This is a genomic window from Runella sp. (genome assembly GCF_027484545.1).
Classification (GTDB): Bacteria; Bacteroidota; Bacteroidia; order Cytophagales; family Spirosomataceae; genus Runella.
Genome location: NZ_JAIXST010000075.1, coordinates 19,973 through 38,120, shown reverse-complemented (window position 1 = coordinate 38,120; position 18,148 = coordinate 19,973). Strand labels below are relative to the sequence as shown.

17 protein-coding genes and 2 pseudogenes are annotated in these 18,148 nt (G+C 45.3%); 1 reads left to right on the top strand and 18 read right to left on the bottom strand.

All coding sequences use genetic code 11. The features are described 5' to 3' along the window. Positions 1-6: 6 nt before the first annotated feature. The 11 genes from Q0081_RS06895 to Q0081_RS06845 form a co-directional block, all read right to left on the bottom strand. Entirely contained in the window at positions 7-1,809 is a 1,803-nt protein-coding gene (locus Q0081_RS06895) for a feruloyl-CoA synthase (protein WP_298350634.1), read from the bottom strand. A gap of 25 nt (positions 1,810-1,834) precedes the next feature. After that, positions 1,835-2,590: a crotonase/enoyl-CoA hydratase family protein gene (locus Q0081_RS06890; RefSeq protein ID WP_298350632.1), complete on the bottom strand. Its 756-nt coding sequence runs from the start codon at positions 2,588-2,590 to the stop codon at positions 1,835-1,837. Between the two features lie 42 nt (positions 2,591-2,632). Continuing rightward, positions 2,633-3,934, bottom strand: a complete 1,302-nt coding sequence (locus tag Q0081_RS06885; RefSeq protein ID WP_298350630.1) for an MFS transporter — start codon at positions 3,932-3,934, stop codon at positions 2,633-2,635. Between the two features lie 334 nt (positions 3,935-4,268). Then, positions 4,269-5,171, bottom strand: a complete 903-nt coding sequence (locus Q0081_RS06880) for a helix-turn-helix domain-containing protein (RefSeq protein WP_298350628.1) — start codon at positions 5,169-5,171, stop codon at positions 4,269-4,271. Between the two features lie 162 nt (positions 5,172-5,333). After that, a complete protein-coding gene (locus Q0081_RS06875) occupies positions 5,334-5,843 on the bottom strand; it encodes a cyclophilin-like fold protein (RefSeq protein WP_298350626.1) in 510 nt (169 codons plus the stop codon). A 78-nt stretch (positions 5,844-5,921) separates the two neighbouring features. Then, the gene (locus Q0081_RS06870; protein ID WP_298350624.1) at positions 5,922-7,019 is read right to left on the bottom strand and encodes an NAD(P)-dependent alcohol dehydrogenase; all 1,098 of its coding nucleotides are present in this window, start codon (positions 7,017-7,019) and stop codon (positions 5,922-5,924) included. Positions 7,020-7,223: 204 nt separating this feature from the next. Then, entirely contained in the window at positions 7,224-8,177 is a 954-nt protein-coding gene (locus tag Q0081_RS06865) for an NAD(P)-dependent alcohol dehydrogenase (protein WP_298350622.1), read from the bottom strand. Between the two features lie 180 nt (positions 8,178-8,357). Further along, a complete protein-coding gene (locus tag Q0081_RS06860; RefSeq protein WP_298350619.1) occupies positions 8,358-8,768 on the bottom strand; it encodes a cupin domain-containing protein in 411 nt (136 codons plus the stop codon). 102 nt (positions 8,769-8,870) lie between these two features. Further along, a complete protein-coding gene (locus Q0081_RS06855; protein WP_298350618.1) occupies positions 8,871-9,434 on the bottom strand; it encodes a sugar O-acetyltransferase in 564 nt (187 codons plus the stop codon). 59 nt (positions 9,435-9,493) lie between these two features. Continuing rightward, complete coding sequence (locus Q0081_RS06850) at positions 9,494-10,072, bottom strand: hypothetical protein (RefSeq protein WP_298350617.1); 579 nt, start codon at positions 10,070-10,072, stop codon at positions 9,494-9,496. After that, complete coding sequence (locus Q0081_RS06845; RefSeq protein WP_298350616.1) at positions 10,047-10,283, bottom strand: hypothetical protein; 237 nt, start codon at positions 10,281-10,283, stop codon at positions 10,047-10,049. The genes Q0081_RS06850 and Q0081_RS06845 overlap by 26 nt, the downstream gene beginning before the upstream one ends. A gap of 154 nt (positions 10,284-10,437) precedes the next feature. Between Q0081_RS06845 and Q0081_RS06840 the strand changes: the two genes are divergently transcribed. Further along, on the top strand, positions 10,438-11,325 hold the full coding sequence (locus Q0081_RS06840) for an AraC family transcriptional regulator (protein WP_298350614.1): 888 nt from the start codon (positions 10,438-10,440) through the stop codon (positions 11,323-11,325). A 123-nt stretch (positions 11,326-11,448) separates the two neighbouring features. Here the strand turns inward: Q0081_RS06840 and Q0081_RS06835 are convergent, their stop codons facing one another. From Q0081_RS06835 to Q0081_RS06805, 7 genes and pseudogenes are all read right to left on the bottom strand, one after another. Continuing rightward, complete coding sequence (locus Q0081_RS06835) at positions 11,449-12,126, bottom strand: 3-oxoacid CoA-transferase subunit B (RefSeq protein WP_298350667.1); 678 nt, start codon at positions 12,124-12,126, stop codon at positions 11,449-11,451. A 39-nt stretch (positions 12,127-12,165) separates the two neighbouring features. After that, a pseudogene (locus Q0081_RS06830) lies at positions 12,166-12,477 on the bottom strand (endonuclease domain-containing protein); the annotation flags it as partial. Between the two features lie 93 nt (positions 12,478-12,570). Then, positions 12,571-13,254 (bottom strand): annotated as a pseudogene (locus Q0081_RS06825) (CoA transferase subunit A); the annotation flags it as partial. 61 nt (positions 13,255-13,315) lie between these two features. Then, positions 13,316-13,765 (bottom strand): DUF3237 domain-containing protein, encoded by a 450-nt coding sequence (locus Q0081_RS06820; RefSeq protein ID WP_298350612.1) that lies wholly within the window; start codon positions 13,763-13,765, stop codon positions 13,316-13,318. 89 nt (positions 13,766-13,854) lie between these two features. Then, positions 13,855-15,090, bottom strand: a complete 1,236-nt coding sequence (locus Q0081_RS06815; RefSeq protein WP_298350610.1) for a flavin-dependent oxidoreductase — start codon at positions 15,088-15,090, stop codon at positions 13,855-13,857. A gap of 47 nt (positions 15,091-15,137) precedes the next feature. After that, on the bottom strand, positions 15,138-16,943 hold the full coding sequence (locus Q0081_RS06810) for an acyl-CoA dehydrogenase (protein WP_298350609.1): 1,806 nt from the start codon (positions 16,941-16,943) through the stop codon (positions 15,138-15,140). A gap of 3 nt (positions 16,944-16,946) precedes the next feature. Next, positions 16,947-18,146, bottom strand: a complete 1,200-nt coding sequence (locus Q0081_RS06805; RefSeq protein WP_298350607.1) for a multidrug effflux MFS transporter — start codon at positions 18,144-18,146, stop codon at positions 16,947-16,949. Positions 18,147-18,148 lie beyond the last annotated feature (2 nt).

Here is an 18,148-nt window from a genome sequence, read left to right as displayed (position 1 = left end):
AAAGAGTCACCGTTTCCCGTACAATTTCTCCACCAAATTAGCTCTATATTTCAATACGGCCCGCTGATTCAGTGAACCTTTATCAGTGATCTCCCCCAAATCAATGGAAGGCGGCTCGATGGCGATAACGGCTTTGGCTACCAAAGTTGCACTTCCCGTCGCCTGTGCCTGTAAGCGTTCCAGCATTTCATCAATGAATTTTTGCACCGATTCATGCTGAAAAGCATCCTCATTAGCAATATATTCATCCAATGCTGCCAATTTCCGACAGGCATCGGGATTTAAAAATAATATGACCCCAACATAATCACGGTCCAGTCCCGCAATGACCACATCCTGCACAATAGGCGAACCTGCCGTTAACACTTTGGCCTTCAAAACGCCCACATTCACCCACGTTCCGGTCGACAATTTGAAATCTTCGGCAATGCGACCGTCAAACGCCAAGCCTCTATCAGGCTCATTTTCGTCCACAAACTTCACCGCATCGCCCGTTTTGTAATATCCCTCTTCATCAAAGGCATTGGCGGTCGCTTCGGGATTCCGCCAATAACCGGGCGTGACATTGGGTGCTTTGTAGCGTGCCTCCATTTTATCGCCATCGGGCACTAATTTTACTTCCATGCCCGCCACCGGCACGCCCAACAAGCCTGAAAACGCCCCGTGCCAACTCGCAAACATGGCCGAGGGTCCCGATTCAGTACAGCCTAAACCGGTAATGATGGGAATTTTTTGGCCAATGGTTTCCAACGCCAACTCTTCCAGGCGGTTCCAGACGGGCTGCGCTAAACTGGCACCGGCATAAAAAAGAATATGTAAATTTTTAAAAAATGTATTTCGTAACTCAGGCTCTTTTTCAAAGTAAGGAATCAACATTTCAAAGCCTTTGGGCACGTTAAAATACGCCGTGGGCGAGATGCCGCGCAGATTTTGAACCGTCATTTCGACGCCCTTCGGCGTAGGTTTACCCTCGTCGATGTAAAGCGTGCCGCCGTTGTAAAGGGTCAATCCAAAGTTATGATTTCCGCCAAAAGTGTGGTTCCATGGCAGCCAATCCACAAACACAGGCGGCTCAGATGCCATAAAAGGAAACACCTGCGTAATTTGCTGTAAATTGGCGCACCACATCCGCTGCGTGTTGATGACGCCTTTGGGCAAACCCGTTGATCCCGAAGTAAATAACACTTTGGCTACCGTATCGGCATTTACCTTAGAATACGCCGCTTCTACGGCTTCGGTAGGTACCGTATTTAACAATTCAGCAAAATCTATCTCCATTCCCGACTCGACCGTCACGATTTTCGCCTCGGGAAAAAGCTGTTTGGCCAAGGTCAGGGCTTGGGCATATACTTTTCCATTTTGGGCAAAAATGACTTTGGGGGTCATCACTTCCAGACAATGTTTCAGCTTTCCAAAATCATTGGAAATCAACGAATACGGCGGAGAAATCGGCGAATACGGAATGCCGATGTGAACCGCCGCCAAGGCTAAAAGCGCGTGTTCGAGACTATTTTCAGAAAGAATAACGATGGTTTCGCCCTCAGAAAAATGCAGGTCGAGCAAGTATTGGGCAATGCCGCGTACTTTCTGCACCGTTTCCGCATACGATATTCCTTCCCAGTTACCGGTTGTAGGGTTTCGATGCACCAGAAATAACTTATCGGGCTCTTTATTAGTCCAATCAATGAGTTTTTGGGTTAATTTTTCGGGAAACTCCGCCAACGGTTGTTGTAATTTCAACAAAACGGAGCCATCCGCTTGTGTCGTTTTTTCGGTAATCGTTGGCCCAAATGCAGTATCTTTAAACATAGCTTAACTGTCTGTATCTCACTAATTAAATCACCTTTTTGGCGCGTCCTTCCAAAAAATCCTGTAATCGCTTTTGAGCTTCTGGGCTTGCCGACGAGATCGCCGCAATGAGCGATTCCATCATCAATCCCTCTGTTTGTCCCGAATCAACGATTTTGGGCAAAACGTGCATCAGGGCGTAGTTGGTTATTTCGGCGTTGGAAGCAATTTTTTTAGCCAACTCAACCGCTTTTTCGAGTCCTTTTCCCTCTTCCGTTACGTATTGTGAAAGTCCATAGGTCAGTCCTTCTTCGGCAGTCAGCACCCGGCCCGTGAGCATCATGTCGGTCATGCGCGCCATGCCGATGAGTTTGGGTAACCGCACCGAAGCACCGCCGCCCACAAAAATCCCGCGCTGCCCTTCCGGAAGAGCATAAAAGGTGCTTTTTTCGGCTACTCGGATATGACACGCCGCCGCAATTTCCAATCCTCCTCCCACACAGGCACCGTGCAAAACCGCGATGACGGGTACGGTACCAAACTGAATTCTCTCCATGACCCGATGCCACATTCGGGAATGACGCAGTCCCTCCACGATATCTCTTTCCCGCAAGGCCGAAAGGTCGAGGCCCGCGCTGAAATGGGAGCCTTCTCCGTAAATAATCGCGCATTTGATGCCGGCAGGTATCGTCGTAAAAACGGTCTCAATGCTCAAAAGCAGTTCATCATTGATGGCATTTCGCTTTTCGGGGCGATTGATTTTTACGAACAAAAGTTCGTCTTTTATTTCAGTTTGCAGCATACTCTTTTGACGTTGAATCACGTAAAAATTAAAAACTTGTCCCTATTTATACTCTTGCACTGCAAGTCGGTAAGGCTTCAACGATAACCAACTGAACAACAGACCAAAGCCGCCACCTATCAGGTATAGAAATACAATGGAATAGCGAATCATAGATTCGTCTTTAAAAACAAAATCGGTAAAAAAGGCCACCAATAACGGCCCCAGGCCAATGCCGATCAGGTTGAGAATAAAAAGAAAAATCGACGAAGCCAACGCCCGTACCTGGTTGGGCATGATTTCCTGAATTGCCGCCGTGGCCGCCCCGAAAGGAGACGCCAAACCAAAAACAGGAATGGAAATAGCTAATAACGCCCATTCGGCTTTGGGCAGGAGCGGTATAAAAAAGGCAAAAAGTGCCATCGATATCCCCAAAACACCCACGCGCAATCGGCCGTCAGCGATGCCCTGTTTGGTCAGTTTATCAGCATACCAACCGCCAAACAAAACGCCCAACAGCGAAGCAACGACCACGACGGCTCCATAAAATGCCCCTGCTCTCGGAGCTTCCCAACCGTAGGTACGAATGACAAACGTGGGTATCCACGCATTGCAGCCGTAATTGATCAATGCCTGACAGGCCGTGGCAAAGCAAATCAGCAAGTAGGCTTTTCTATGTTTAAAAATGATTTTCAGCGATTCCGAAAAAGAAAGTTTAACCGTTTGATTTTTAACCATTAAAGTATTGGTACGCGCGGGTTCCTTAACCGTAAGAAGCAATAAAGCAATTACTAATCCGGGCAATCCTACGTACAGAAAAATCAATTGCCAGGGGAAAATTTCACCAAAAACAGGCACCGTAACCATCCCTTCGGCGGGCAATTTGGCCACAATTCCCGAGCCGATGAGCATTGCCAAACCCGAGCCCAGAAATACGCCCATCGAAAACACGCTCATGGCCGTCGCCAAACGATTTTTAGGAAACAGATCGGCAATCAGCGAAAAAGCCGAAGGCGACAGCGTCGATTCTCCCACACCAACACCCATACGCGCCATGAAAAACTGAAAATAATTGCCAATGCCCGCGCAAAGTGCCGTCATGGCCGACCAGACCGTAATACCTACCAGAATGATATTTCGGCGGCTGCTTCGGTCGGCAAGTCGCCCGATGAACATGCCGAACAACGTGTAAAAAATTGCAAAACTCAGCCCCATCAACAAACTCATTTCGGTATCCGACAGGTGCAAATCCCGTTTGATGGGCTTTACTAACAGACTCAAAATTTGACGATCAATAAACGAAGAAATATTGGCCAGGGTCAGCACAAAAACGGCATACCACGAAGCGCGGAGCGAAGAGGGCATCAATTGCGTTGGGTTGAAATGTTACAAAAATATATCAGAATAACACAATGCAAAGTTGCGCTTTTTTTAGCTCAGATGGTAGGCAAGAAACGTTGAATAGTATGCAAAAACAATCTTTTTTTAAATAATAAATTTCGAGTGACGAATTATTCGAATGACGAGTAACGAATTTTAAATACCGAATTTGAATGTATTTATTAGTCCTCGTTATTCTAACCCGCGGCGGCGGGCCGCTCATCATTCGCAAAAATGTGCTGCTTGAGCCATTTGAATAATTCATTATTCACACAAATGCCCCGCAAAACCATTCGTCACTCGTCATTCGAGTCATTCGTCATTCACTTAGTCTATACTTCGAAGGCGTCATTCCCGTATTTGTTTTAAAGAATCGGCTGAAATCGCTGGGTTCAAAGCGGCCAATTTTGAAGGCAATTTCACCAATGGTCAGATCTGTTTGTTTCAGTAACACTTTTGCCTCTAAAATACGCATATCATCAAGCAGGTGATGGGCTGATTTTCCCGTAGCGGCTTTGACACATTTGTGGAGATGGTTGGGCGTAACGGCCAAATAATCAGCAAATTCAGCCACCGTTTTTTTCTCATAGATAAACTCCGAAAGGGCATTTTTGTAGCGTTGTGTAAGCAGTGCCGACGCATTTTTTACTTTTAGCGCAGCAGGCTCCATTTGGAGTTTCAATTCCGATAAAAGCGTATGCAAGTAAAGGGGAATCAACGCAAAACGCTCTTCCCGGTTTCTGTAATTTTCATTTTCAAGAATATGCAATAACTGCACAAAACGCTCTTTGTCGCTTACTTTCAGCAGCGGCTCGCCGGTGAGTTGAAAAAAGGGAAAGTCATTTTCAAAATCAATTTTGAAAACCGATTGATTGAAGATTTCGGGCAGAAAATGGCAATAAAACCCTTCGGCATCAGCGCTGACGTACTCCAACGACGTGATTTGGTCGGCGGCAAGAAAAAAGAAAGAATCGGAAGTAATTTCATAATTGGTCAGCCCTTTGCTGCGGATGACTTTTCCTTGGGTTAGAAATACAAAAAAACAAACCGACCGGCGGTGGGGCAACAACGGCAGCGTCAAGTGATGTTTATAATCCTCGATGCGCGAAACGTGAAATCGGTCGTAAAACCCCGAAATAGGCGCTTTCCAGCCCGCAAACAAATAATCATCAAACTGCGATGGCTTCAGAATCGGAATCGGAGTGTTCTTCTTTTTGGTCATTGCGCTTTTTGAATCTTTCAGTAAAGTACAGGCAAACTTTCCAATACTCTTACCAGTCAGTTTATCAACGGTCTGGCCGACTTTGGTGTTCTTACTAAAGTCCTATTTAGCATAGGTTCTTTTGCAGGTCAAAAAATACCTGCAAAGGCACTAATTATCCCTTTACTCCTCCATTTCAAATGTAACCGTGACATTGCCCGTCCCAAGTGCCGCCACAAGCCCGTTTACATCCTCTATTTTCCCAAGCTTTGAATAGCTGTAAGAGGTTGAAAATGACTTGTAAAAAAGCACCAACGTGTTTGAACCGTACAACATCAAATCGCCCGATTGAATACTTGCCGGGACAGACGAATTTGTGGGAAGACTTTTCGGCAAATCGAAAAACTTCTCGTTGTTATTGAGTTCTTTCATGCTGATTGTCAGGGGCAACAACGCCTTAAAAGCTTTTGCGGTGGGGTTATCCAAAAGAGTGGCCGTAAAGGTGCTTGCTCCGATTTTGATCCGAACTTTGTTGCTTTTTACTGCATTGTCAGTTGTCATTTCCTCGGTATTATTTGGTGGTAAATTATCTTTATCGCAGGAGGCTAAACAGGCAATCATTGAAAACATAAAAGAGAAAGTCAGCAATAACCGTTTCATAGTGATTTGTTTGATTAGCGTGTCTATTTTCATTTGAACTCTTTATTTAAAAAACTTTGCAGGCGCAAAACACCTGCAAAGGCACTAATAAAACTTTCCGTTTCCGCATTTTCAGAAAGATGCGGCATCAATTACATAGCGGTATCTGGCTTCTTTATTCATCACTTTTTCCCAGACTTCATTTATCTGTTCGGCTTTAATAATTTGTATTTGCGGCAACACATTATTATCCGCACAATAGTGAACTACTTCCTGTGTTTCAGGAATACCACCAATGAGGGAGGCATTAAAATTTACATTCGACGTTGCTAAGCCTAAATTATTGAGTGTTAGTTCAAAACCCGCAGGCATTCCTAATTGCGTATAAGAGCCTCCTCTTTTTACCATAGAGGCGTAAGCTGCTACATCATATTGGGTCGGTATGGTGGAAACCATATAATCCAACATTCCTTTGAATGGTTTTAGTTTTGCGATATTATCGACCACAATTGCTTCTTTTGCACCAAATGCAAGAATGTCTTTTACTTTATCCTTTGATGTTGTAAATGCGTACACATCAGCCCCTTTCGACACGGCTAATTTTACCGCCAAGTGTCCCAATCCTCCAATACCCGCAACGCCCACTTTATCGCCTCTTCTAAAATTTGCCCTCATCAATGGCGAATAGGTTGTAATCCCGGCACAAAGCAATGGCGCGGCATCCTGAAGACTGATGTTGTCGGGAATATGAACCGCAAAATGGTCTTTTACTACAATATTGGTTGAGTAGCCACCTTGCGTAATGCCTGTAGGTGAGTTTTTATTGGGATAGCCATAGGTAAAAAGCGTTTCTCCATTATCACAGAATTGCTCTTCGCCATGTTTACAACTATCGCAATGCATACAACTATCCACCATGCAGCCAACACCCGCTCTGTCGCCCACTTTAAATTTTGTAACATTTTTTCCTATTGCCGCCACAATTCCGGCAATTTCATGACCCGGTACCTGCGGATATTGTTGTTTTCCCCAATCGCCTTTCATTTGGTGAATATCGGAATGGCAGATACTCGCAAATTTTATATCAATCAGAATGTCGTTATCCCCCACTGGTTTTCTTTCGAATTCCCAAGGGCTTAATTTCCCCGATGCATTTTTGGCGGCATAACCTTTCGACTTTATATTCTTGCCAATAGGTTTAATAGTACTTTTTTGTGAAAAAACTTGCAAGCATTACACCCGCTCCCGCAAATGAAGATTGCTGAATGAACCTTCTTCTGGATTGCTGTTTCTGATTTTTCATACGTTTTTTTACTAATGAAATGGTTGAATAATTATTAAAAAATACTGCCTACTACCGCTTTACACTTTTAGCATTAAGTAAATAAGCGAACTACAGCCGACTTTGGGGTAATCACCAAAGTCGTTTTCTCTTTATTTAAAAGACTTCATATCCACCACAAAGCGATATTTCACTTCACTTTTTTCCAACCGCTCAAAAGCCTCATTGATCTGCTCAGGGTTAATGAGTTCAATCTCTGCGGTGATGTTATGCTCTGCACAAAAATCAAGCACTTCCTTGGTTTCGGCGATACCGCCGATGTTAGAACCGGAGAAACTTTTTCGTCCATTCACAACATTAAAAGCCCCTACTTCCAGAGGTTCATTGGGCAATCCAACCAAGACCAATGAACCGTCTACTTTTAACAAATTCAGGTAAACATTTACGTTGTGTTTGGCAGATACCGTGTCTAAAATCATGTCCTGTTTTGGACAATTTTTCATTTGTCCCGCGTCAGATGACAAAACGACCTTATCCGCACCCAAACGTTCCGCATCTTCAGCTTTTGCCTGGGAAATGGTAAATACCGTTACGTAAGCGCCCATTGCCTTGGCGATTTTGATGGCCATGTGGCCTAAACCGCCCAGCCCGATGATACCGACGTTTTTTCCGGGGCCTGTTTTCCAGTGCTTTAAAGGAGAATATACCGTAATACCCGCACAAAGAATCGGGGCTGCACCGGCCAAATCCAATGTTTCGGGAATATTCACTACATAATTTTCATCCACTATAATGCTTTCCGAAAATCCACCATAGGTAATGCCGCCGTGTTTTTTGTCGGGTGAGTTGAAGACTACGGTCCAACCCTTATCGCAAAATTGTTCGTTTCCATCGTGACAATGATCGCATTCGCGGCAACTATCTACGATACATCCCACCCCGGCCAAATCGCCTACTTTAAATTTGGTAACTCCTTCCCCAATTTTTGTGATTTTTCCAATAATCTCGTGACTGGGAACAATCGGATAGACTGTGCCACCCCAATCATTGTGAACAGCGTGTAGATCGGAATGACAAATACCGCAATACAGAATATCTATTTCCACATCCTGAGGCGTAACATCCCTGCGCGATATGGTTACATGTTTTATCGGTGCCGTAGAAGCTTCTGCTCAATAAGCGTTTATAATTTTTACACTCATATCATCCATTGATTTAGTTGGTGATTGTTTAAGTAACCGTGACCTTTCTCGTCACAAACTTGGCCGCGAACCCGACTACCGCTTTCAGTGATTTACTTTGTCAAACTCTTCATCCGTGACGGGATTCATCCACGTAACCTGCACCTCCTCCTTATAATTGGTAATGGCAATGTGGACCATTTTTGTAGTAGCTGATGCACCGTGCCAATGCTCTACATTTTCAGGGATATTCACAACATCCCCTTTTTTAATTCCTCTTGCCTCCGCCCCTTTTTCCTGATAAAACCCTTGTCCTTCGATCACAATCAAAGCCTGTCCTTTAGGATGCGTATGCCAGTGGGTTCTGGCACCCGGCTCGAAAGTGACTGCCCCGGCCGAGAATTCATGATTTTTATCTTTGACGACCAAAGGGTGCAAAAATGCTTCGCCGGTAAACCAATCAGTGGGGAGTCTTTGCCCTTTTGGAAAAATCGAATGTTGATTAGCAGTTTCCATTTTTTTCAGATTTTTACTGTTTTTACAATTTGACAGTAACAACATCACTATAAGTATGCCGGCTACTGTCAAAAGTTGGTGTGAATACTTCATTGGTACGTTTTATAATATTTTAACCACTTTAGCCGGAACTCCGGCAACTACGGTATTGTCAGGAACGTCTTTGGTGACAACCGCCCCGGCGGCTACTACCGAATTTTCGCCCACCGTTACGCCCGGCAGGATGATTGCCCCTGCCCCAACCCACGCATTCCGTTTTATCAGGATTGATTTTAAATCAAGTGCTTTACGTTCAGTGGGTTGAATCGGATGATTTTCGGTGATGAGCTGAACATTCGGGCCAATCAGTACATCGTCTTCAATCGTGATACCGCCTAAATCCAAAAAACTGCAGCCGTGATTGATAAACACATTTTCTCCGATGTTGATAAATCGCCCGAAATTGGTGTGAAAAGGAATAAATACGGTAGTTGATTCCTCCACCTTCTTTCTGATTATTTTACTCAACCACTGCCGTACTTCGCTGCTGTCGGTTGAGGCGTTCAGCTTTTGCGACAACTTCATGGTTTCGTTGACAATCTCCGTAATTTGGGGAAATTGGGGGTCTTCATATCGAATAATACCCCCTTCCAGCATTCGTTCGAAAATGTCTTTTTCTTTGTTCATTTAATTTTTCATTAACTCACATATCACCTAAAGCATAGGCGTATTAGAATTGGAACTTGTTATTTTAAGATTCTAAAGCTTCTGCTAAAGTTATAGGCGACCATTACATTCCACATAAAGTCTTTGTTACCGGATATATTCGACCGGAAAGTTTGGTTTATCGTAGATTGAAGCGTGAACGGAAAATCCTTTTTGGACAGAATGGCGGTTCCTGAAAAATAGGTTCCTCGGCTGCCGTCGGTAAGCAACAAATACACCATCGGAATAAGATGCAGTCTGATATCTCCGCCTACCTTGATGTTGGAAATACTATTGTTTAAGAAGAAAACATCGGTGTTTTGCGGGCCATTTTTTTGCAAACCGCTACCGTGCAAATACACGGCTCCAATGCTCCAATTAGGCGTGATTTTATAATTTGGTACAACCTCAAAAGCCAGAAATCGCAACAGTTCGGTTATTTCGGTCGTTTTTCCGTTCTCGGTTAGGTTGCGGCGTATAAGCGTAAAGGCAGGATGATATCCAATCCTCAAACTGAACTTTTTTTGTTCGATCAGTCGGTACCTGAACCAAAAAATCAAACCGCCTTTGCTCGCATCCGGAACAAGGCGAATGTCAGGACGGTCCGCCGCAGCGGTCAAAACTGAATCTTTTTTTACGCCAATAAAAATTCATGATGGTTGCCGGACTGTTTAAAGAGAATGTCGGAACGATAGAAAAACCATTGTTGGTGATGCCCACCGAACCCGAAAAAGTGGAGACTCTTTGGGTACTGTCGGGAGACTGTCCTAAGCTCGTTTGTGAAACAAATGCAAAAAGAACTAAAAAGAAAATCGTATTTATGTACTTCATTTAGAGGATGTTATTCGTTCAAAAATAATCTTCTGCAAAATTACCCTGTACCTATAAGATTGCCTTTATACATTTTACGGTTTTACTTACCATTTTTACGGTCGGTACGTTGAGTTCACTTTTTCGTTTGTAGTTTTGACTAAAAAACACGCAGATGCTCATCTACGATACCATCAAAAAGTACAGTGAGACATTCAACAACAAAACGTTGCACCCGCTTATCAATTTGGTTGATTTGGATAAGGCTGCCCCATTAATAAGGACCAAATTCAGGCTGAATTTTTATGCGGTCATCATCAAAGAATCCCACTGCGGGGATTTGCGCTATGGCAATCAATATTATGATTATGCCGAAGGAACCGTGGTGTTTTTTGGACCAAGGCAGATCATCACCAACGAGCCCGAAGGCGAACTGCATCAACCTTACGGCACGGCCCTCATCTTTCATCCCGATCTTATCAAAGGCATGAGTTTGGGCAAGCAGATTCACGAATATTCATTCTTCAGCTACCAATCCAATGAAGCATTGCATCTTTCGGAGAAAGAAAAAGAAGTTGTAACTACTTGTTTTGGAAATATTGCCACCGAAATCGAACAAAACATTGACCGGCACAGTAAAAAGTTGATCGTGGCCAATCTTGAGTTGCTTCTGAAATATTGTTCGCGATTTTATGACCGCCAGTTTATCACCCGCGAGCATGTCAATCACGGCATTATTGAGCAATTTGAGCAAAAACTGAACGAGTATTTGTTGGGCGAAAAACTGAAAACCAACGGCGTGCCAACCGTTGCCTATTTTGCCGATGAATTGCATCTTTCCCCCAATTATTTTGGCGATTTAATCAAAAAAGAAACGGGGAAAACCGCTTTGGAATACATTCAGCTTCATCTGATTGATTTGGCGAAAGAGCGGATTTTTGACACCGCTAAATCGCTCAGTGAGATTTCTTACGAATTGGGCTTCAAATACCCGCAGCATTTTACCCGATTCTTTAAGCAAAAGGTGGGAGTAAGTCCAAATGAGTATAGAGGAATGAATTGATAATGATTGGCCAACTTTGATGTTATGCCAACGGTGGTGCTTTCACCAATGTTTTCTTTGGAATCAATAGCTGGCTTAACATTGCAGGTGAAAAACACCTGCAATGGCACTATAAACAATCTCTTAAACCTCAATCACCGGCACTTCACCTTCCACAATCAACTTTCCTTCCGTCACTGACTCAACATAGTCAACCGTTATCCCCGGTGCAATTTCCAATAGTTTAAAGCCTCCTTCGGGCACAACTTCAAACACGCCGAGTTCGGTCACGATTTTCTTGACACAACTAATACCCGTCAGAGGCAGGCTGCATTTTTTGAGCAATTTGGATTCACCCGCTTTGTTGACGTGCTGCATGGCTACGATGATATTTTTGGCAGAAGCCACCAAATCCATCGCACCGCCCATGCCTTTCACCATCTTTCCGGGGATTTTCCAATTGGCAATATCCCCATTTTCAGACACTTCCATGGCTCCCAAAATGGTCAAATCCACGTGTTCACCGCGAATCATGGCAAAACTCTCCGCCGAACTGAACAGCGAAGAGCCGTCCTGCATGGTTACTGTTTGTTTTCCTGCATTGATTAAATCTGCATCCACTTGCTCTTCCGTAGGGAATGGCCCAATGCCGAGCAAGCCGTTTTCTGATTGCAGTACTACGTTGATACCTTCGGGGATGTAGTTGGCCACTAAGGTGGGAATTCCAATGCCCAAGTTGACATAGTAACCATCACGAAGTTCTTTGGCAATGCGTTTGGCAATGCCGAATTTGTCGAGCGGTCCAGCCCCCCCCGCCCCCAATGGGGGAGCTCCTTTATACGCTGATTTTAAATGGGTTTCAATCTTTTTTAGAACTTCTTCTCGTTTAAAAAGTATCTCATCATTTGTAAAACGAAGAACATGATACCCTTCATTTTCCAACCAAATTGTTCTTTCTTTATCTGATACCAGATTATCAGGCAATTGATGAATAGACCCGTCAATTTCGATAATCAACCCCTCTCTTAAACAAACAAAGTCTGCAATGTATTGGCCAATAATATGTTGTCTTCTAAACTTATATCCTTCCAACTTTTTCCCAATTAACCCCTCCCACATAATTTCCTCAGCTTGAGTAGGATTATTTCTCATTCTCTTTGAATAATCTTTCAAAAGTCCATAAGTAAAAGGATCCGCTTTTTGCCAATAGGAAGAATCCCGTAAAAGATTTGTTCCCCCATTGGGGGTTAGGGGGCTGGGGGCCGTTGTCCGTTGCTCAATTCGCTTTTCGTAGTTTTTACCTTCAAAAATCCGCTGAACATAGATGCCCGGAACGTGAATCTCGTTGGGTTCTAACTCTCCCGCCGGAACCAATTCTTCCACTTCGGCAATGCAAACCGTGCCGGCTGCTGCCATCATGGGATTGAAGTTTCGGGCAGTACCTCTAAAAACCAGATTCCCCGAAGTATCCCCTTTCCAGGCTTTCACGATTGAAAAGTCAGCTCTTAGCCACGATTCCATCAGGTATTTTTTTCCGTTAAACTCCCTGACTTCTTTGCCTTCGGCTACTTCGGTTCCTACCCCGGCCGGGGTAAAAAACGCAGGTATCCCCGCTCCTCCTGCCCTTATCCGCTCGGCAAGCGTACCTTGGGGAATCAGTTCCACTTCCAGTTCTCCCGAGAGCAACTGTCGTTCAAACTCCTTGTTTTCACCCACGTACGACGAAATCATTTTTTTGACCTGATGCTTTTGAAGCATCAACCCAATTCCAAAATTATCCACGCCAGCATTGTTTGAAATACAGGTCAGGTTTTTGACTCCTTTCTCCACCAGAGCTGCAATACAATTTTCAGGAATACCGCACAATCCAAATCCCCCCAACATCAATACGGCTCCGTCCTGAATATCTGCAATGGCCGCATCGGCCCCGGTTACTACTTTATTGATCATAATTAATTGTGAATGGTGAATGACGGGTTCGCCCGTGCGGTGATTTAGTGAATAAATTTACTCAAATTACCCTATACACCTGAATCAGGACTTTGTCGGGTTTGCGAATGCCGGTGGCTACAAAAACGGAACGGGTCAACCACGCGTATTTGGGGTCAACGGTTTCAAAAACAGGAATGGAACGGAAATAATATTCTGAAGGGTTCACATCTTTTCCTTCGGCCAGTCGTTGCATCACTTCGGGTTTTCCGTGACGAAGTCCCTGATTGACAATCGTTATTAAAACTCCATCGTCGGTCACCAACACGTAACGGGCGTCCAATTCTGCTACCCCATCAGTGCGAATGATTTGCCAATCATACCCCCCCGGCTGTACGATCCCTTTGATATTTTTTCCTTCAAAGGTCCCGCCCGTAATCGGAATCATGCGGCGGTTTCCCTTTGGCGTATCTCCCATGACCTGAATCGCCGACACTTCTACCCGTAACTCAAAAGCAAATTCTACTTCCATATTTGTTGGTCGTTATCCGTTATCCGTTAATCGGTTATCCGTGTTCCGTTAATCCATTATCCGTTATTCCATTTCCCGTATTTCCGTTTTTACCCTTTCTTATTCAGAGTTTGAACATCAAAGCCCGCCACCTTCTTGTAATGATCCATTACTTCTTCCAACTCTGCGTGCGGTATTTCTTCTTCCGAAAAGCCGTCAGGAAAGCGCTCTTCCATCATGTCCATGATTTGGTCGGGACCTTTGGCGCGGTTTTGTAAGACCACTTTTGCCGCCGCAGGAACGCGTTCACGGTCATATGCTTCCAAGGCTTCCAACGGATTTACGTATTTCAGCAAACATTCGGTCAGGTAATCCGCATCCAAAATCGCCTGCGAAGCACCATTGGAACCAATGGGGTACATGGGATGGGCGGCATCACCCAACAATGTAACTCGACCAAATGTCCAACGATCCAGCGGGTTACGATCCGACATCGGAAACTCATATACGGCTTTTGCACCGTCAATCATGGCTGGCACATTGATCCAATCAAACGTCCAATCTTTGTAAATATCTACCAAACGCGCTTTGTCCGCTTCGCGATTCCAATCACGGGCGGTGAGTTTCGATTTTCCTTCTCTCAGATTGCCTACCCAATTGATGAGATAGTCGCCGTTTTCGTCGGGCGTCGGGTCAATGGGATACACCACCATTTTTTGTCCCATGTGCCCGATCATCACCATGGTAGTGCCGTTGAGAAAAGGTTTCATACGGGTGGTACCACGATACAGTACATTTTCGGAATACACAGGCGGCCCTTCGTTGGGGTACAGTTGTTGGCGCACTACGGAGTTAATTCCGTCGGCCCCGATCAACACATCGCCTGTTTCCCGGTGAATCGGCTCACCCGTTTCGCGGTTTATAAAATGCGCAATGACTTCGTTATCTGTTTGTTCAAACGAACCCAAATGATGGTTGGCAACGATGGCGTCGGCACCCAATACCCGCTTGGCTTCTTCAAACAAAATCATTTGCAGAGTACCGCGATGCACCGAAAACTGTGGCCATTTATAGCCCGCAAACCGCCCGCGCGGCTCCGACCAAAAGGGTTGCCCGAATTTGTTAAAATACGCCAAATCAGTGGTTTCAATGGCATTTTGCGCAATAGTGTTCTGCAAACCGAGATTGGTCAGCACGCGCACAGAATGGGGCAGGGTATTAATGCCCACCCCCAACGGTTTGACTTCTTTGACCGATTCAAACACCTTGACTTCAAAGCCTGCGTGATGTAGGCACAAGGCCGTGGTAAGTCCCCCGATTCCGCCTCCAATAATGATGATTTTCATAGGTCGCCCCCCGCCCCCCAATGGGGGAGTTTTTCGTTCATTTGGGTTTAGATAATAATTTCTCGTTCTCCAACGACTGTCAACACCTCTGTATTTAACAGGCAATCCGCCAAATAATGGATTTTTGACAGTTCGTATTTATAAAAAAATTGCATGGTTTGAATTTTCGACTCATAAAATACCCGGTCGTCTTCACTCACGTTTTGCGTTAAAAGTGCTTTTTGAGCAACCTGCCCCATGCGAAGCCATTGCCATGCCACATTCAGGATGCCGAAAAATTCCATGTAAAGCGTGGCATCCGCCATAAATACCTCGGCATCCCCCTGACCCGCAATTCCCAGCAAATGATTGGTAACCACCTCAAAACGCTGCAAGGCATTCGTGAGCGCATTGCAATAAGGTGTAAATAATTCATAGTTCGTTGCTTCAGTTACCTCTTTCTGCACTTCTTCCCGCCAAAGTTTCAGGCCCAATCCATTATTGCGAGTCACCTGTCGACCCAATAAGGCCTGCGATTGAATCCCCGTGGTGCCTTCGTAGATGCTCATGATGCGCACATCCCGCGCCATTTGTTCCAACGGAAAATCTTCGGTATAGCCATAGCCGCCCAGCACCTGTAAACCCTGATTGACCGATACAATGCCCATTTCGGCCCCATAGGTTTTTGCCACGGGCGTGAGCAATTCGAGCAGGGCGTCGTACTTGGTCTTATCTTCTATCGTCTCACTCACTTTGAGCAAATCCATGTAGTCATAACATTGAAAAATAAACGCTAACGCACCTTCTACGACCGCTTTTTGGGTCAGCAACATTCGCCGCACGTCGGGATGATTCAGAATAGCAGTCGGCTCATTTTGAGCATTTTTGGCATTCAATCGTCGTCCCTGCGTACGCTCATGTGCATATTGCAACGACGCATAATACGCTGCCGAAGCAATTGAAATACCCGTCAGGCCCACGCCCAATCGCGCACCGTTCATAATCTGAAACATTTGAGGCAGTCCCTTATGCGCTTCTCCGAGCAGATACCCCACACATTCATTGTTTTCACCAAATCCCAAATGAAGTGCCGGCGTCGCTTTTTGCCCCATTTTGTGAAAGATTCCGATGGATGCTACGTCGTTAAGCCCCCCCGCCCCCAATGGGGGTGCTAATGCCATTTTCGGAACAATAAAAAGGGAAATTCCTTTGGTGCCTTTGGGTGCCCCTTTAATGCGGGCCAAAACCAAATGAATAATGTTTTCTGCATAATCCTGATCTCCTGCCGAGATGAAGATTTTCTGTCCGTTGATTTTATACGTACCGTCAGCTTGAGGAGTAGCCATTGTGCTGATGTCCGATAATGAACTACCTGCCTGCGGTTCGGTCAGACACATGGTTCCACCCCATTTTCCTGATAATAAGTGCGGTATAAATTGGCGTTTCTGTTCGTCGGTTCCAAAATTCAGAATCAAATTGGAACAGCCCACTGCCAAATCGGTGAACATGATAAAGCTGTTGTGCCCGCACATGCAGATGTACTCGACCGCGGCGTTGACCGTTTTCGGTAATTGCTGCCCTTCCCATTCCAACGGAAACGTGGCCGCAAGCAATCCCGATTCAGCGTATGCTTTGATAAAGGCATGAACCCCTTCATGGACTTTCACATGACCGTTTTCGAGTTCGGGTTGTTTCCGGTCCGAGTCCATGTAATTGGCCAACATGATTTTTTCGCTGATTTCGGTGGCCGTATCCAACGTCATGTCAAACGTCTCCCGGTCGTGGGCATTGAAGTTCTCGAACTGCGTCAATGATTCCGCGTTCAGTACTTCGTAGAGCAAAAATTGAATGTTTCGGCACGAAAAAGTCTTCATAGGTTAGTTATTCGTAGTAACTGTTTTACGGAAAGAACCGGCCCATATTGCCAACAGGCCGATAAAAGCTACGCCCGTCATCACGATGACCATCGGTTTGGCCGTACCGTCATAAAAATAACTGCATACCGCTGACGCCACCGCACCCGCCCCCATTTGAATACTGCCCATAAGTGCCGTAGCGGAACCTACATTTTTAGTAAACGGTCGAATCGCCAGCGCCATGGCATTGGCCCCGATCATTCCCAAACAAAGCGAATAGAATCCTACCAATGTCATGATAACGGGCAGGGAAAGTTGACCCAACAGCACAAAAATCAGTAACGCTACGCCCATCGCGGCCTGCGTCAGTAATCCCCTGAACGCAATGGTTTCACTGTTATAATACTTTAATAATAACCGATTTAACTGGCTTCCCGCCACAAAAAACACGGCATTAAAGCCAAAAAACCAACCAAATTCTTTCTCTGTTACGCCCAATAATTCCATATACACAAAAGGAGCGTTGGAAATAAACGTAAAAATCCCGGCCGTATTCATGGCTCCCACGATAGTATAGGCCAGAAACGCAGGATTGCGAAGGATGGAATAAAAATCAGCAATGACGGCCTGCGGTTTCAGCGAAATACTGCGGTCTTTGCCTTTGGATTCGGAAAGCAGAAAATAGACCAACACAGAAACAAAAAAGGCAAACCCGGCCAATACCCAAAAGATAGCCCGCCAGCCTAAGCCCACCACCACAAACCCTCCCACGGTCGGGGCAATGATGGGAGCAACGCCCATCACGAGGGTCATGGTCGAAAAAACATGCGCGAGTCGATTGGCAGGAAACACGTCCCTAACAATGGCGCGATTAGCCACCATCCCCATGCTGCCGCCAATGGCCTGAAAGAAACGAAGTATAATGAGCCCTTCGACCGAAGTAACCATGGTGCAGCCAACGCTTGCCAAGATGTACACCGCGAGCATAAGCAACAGCGGAATCTTTCGGCCAAAACGGTCAATCAGCGGGCCGTTCAGTAATTGCCCAAGGCAAATCCCCACAAAATAGCTACTCATGGAGTAGGCCACCTGCGCAATAGACACCTTTAAATCCGCGGCAATACTCGGAAAGGCAGCCAGGTACATATCGGTCGAAAACGGCCCGATGCCCTGTAATGCCCCCAAGAGAAGGATGATGGTACGTTCCTGTTTTTTGGTCATCC

Bases quoted from the DNA above. Each gene is read 5' to 3' on its own strand.
- Q0081_RS06895 (WP_298350634.1), bottom strand. From the start codon at position 1,809: ATGTTTAAAGATACTGCATTTGGGCCAACGATTACCGAAAAAACGACA.
- Q0081_RS06875 (WP_298350626.1), bottom strand. From the start codon at position 5,843: ATGAAAATAGACACGCTAATCAAACAAATCACTATGAAACGGTTATTG.
- Q0081_RS06855 (WP_298350618.1), bottom strand. From the start codon at position 9,434: ATGAACAAAGAAAAAGACATTTTCGAACGAATGCTGGAAGGGGGTATT.
- Q0081_RS06805 (WP_298350607.1), bottom strand. From the start codon at position 18,146: ATGACCAAAAAACAGGAACGTACCATCATCCTTCTCTTGGGGGCATTA.
- Q0081_RS06815 (WP_298350610.1), bottom strand. From the start codon at position 15,090: ATGAAAATCATCATTATTGGAGGCGGAATCGGGGGACTTACCACGGCC.
- Q0081_RS06885 (WP_298350630.1), bottom strand. From the start codon at position 3,934: ATGCCCTCTTCGCTCCGCGCTTCGTGGTATGCCGTTTTTGTGCTGACC.
- Q0081_RS06820 (WP_298350612.1), bottom strand. From the start codon at position 13,765: ATGGAAGTAGAATTTGCTTTTGAGTTACGGGTAGAAGTGTCGGCGATT.
- Q0081_RS06840 (WP_298350614.1), top strand. From the start codon at position 10,438: ATGCTCATCTACGATACCATCAAAAAGTACAGTGAGACATTCAACAAC.
- Q0081_RS06890 (WP_298350632.1), bottom strand. From the start codon at position 2,590: ATGCTGCAAACTGAAATAAAAGACGAACTTTTGTTCGTAAAAATCAAT.
- Q0081_RS06810 (WP_298350609.1), bottom strand. From the start codon at position 16,943: ATGAAGACTTTTTCGTGCCGAAACATTCAATTTTTGCTCTACGAAGTA.
- Q0081_RS06880 (WP_298350628.1), bottom strand. From the start codon at position 5,171: ATGACCAAAAAGAAGAACACTCCGATTCCGATTCTGAAGCCATCGCAG.
- Q0081_RS06860 (WP_298350619.1), bottom strand. From the start codon at position 8,768: ATGGAAACTGCTAATCAACATTCGATTTTTCCAAAAGGGCAAAGACTC.
- Q0081_RS06845 (WP_298350616.1), bottom strand. From the start codon at position 10,283: ATGAAGTACATAAATACGATTTTCTTTTTAGTTCTTTTTGCATTTGTT.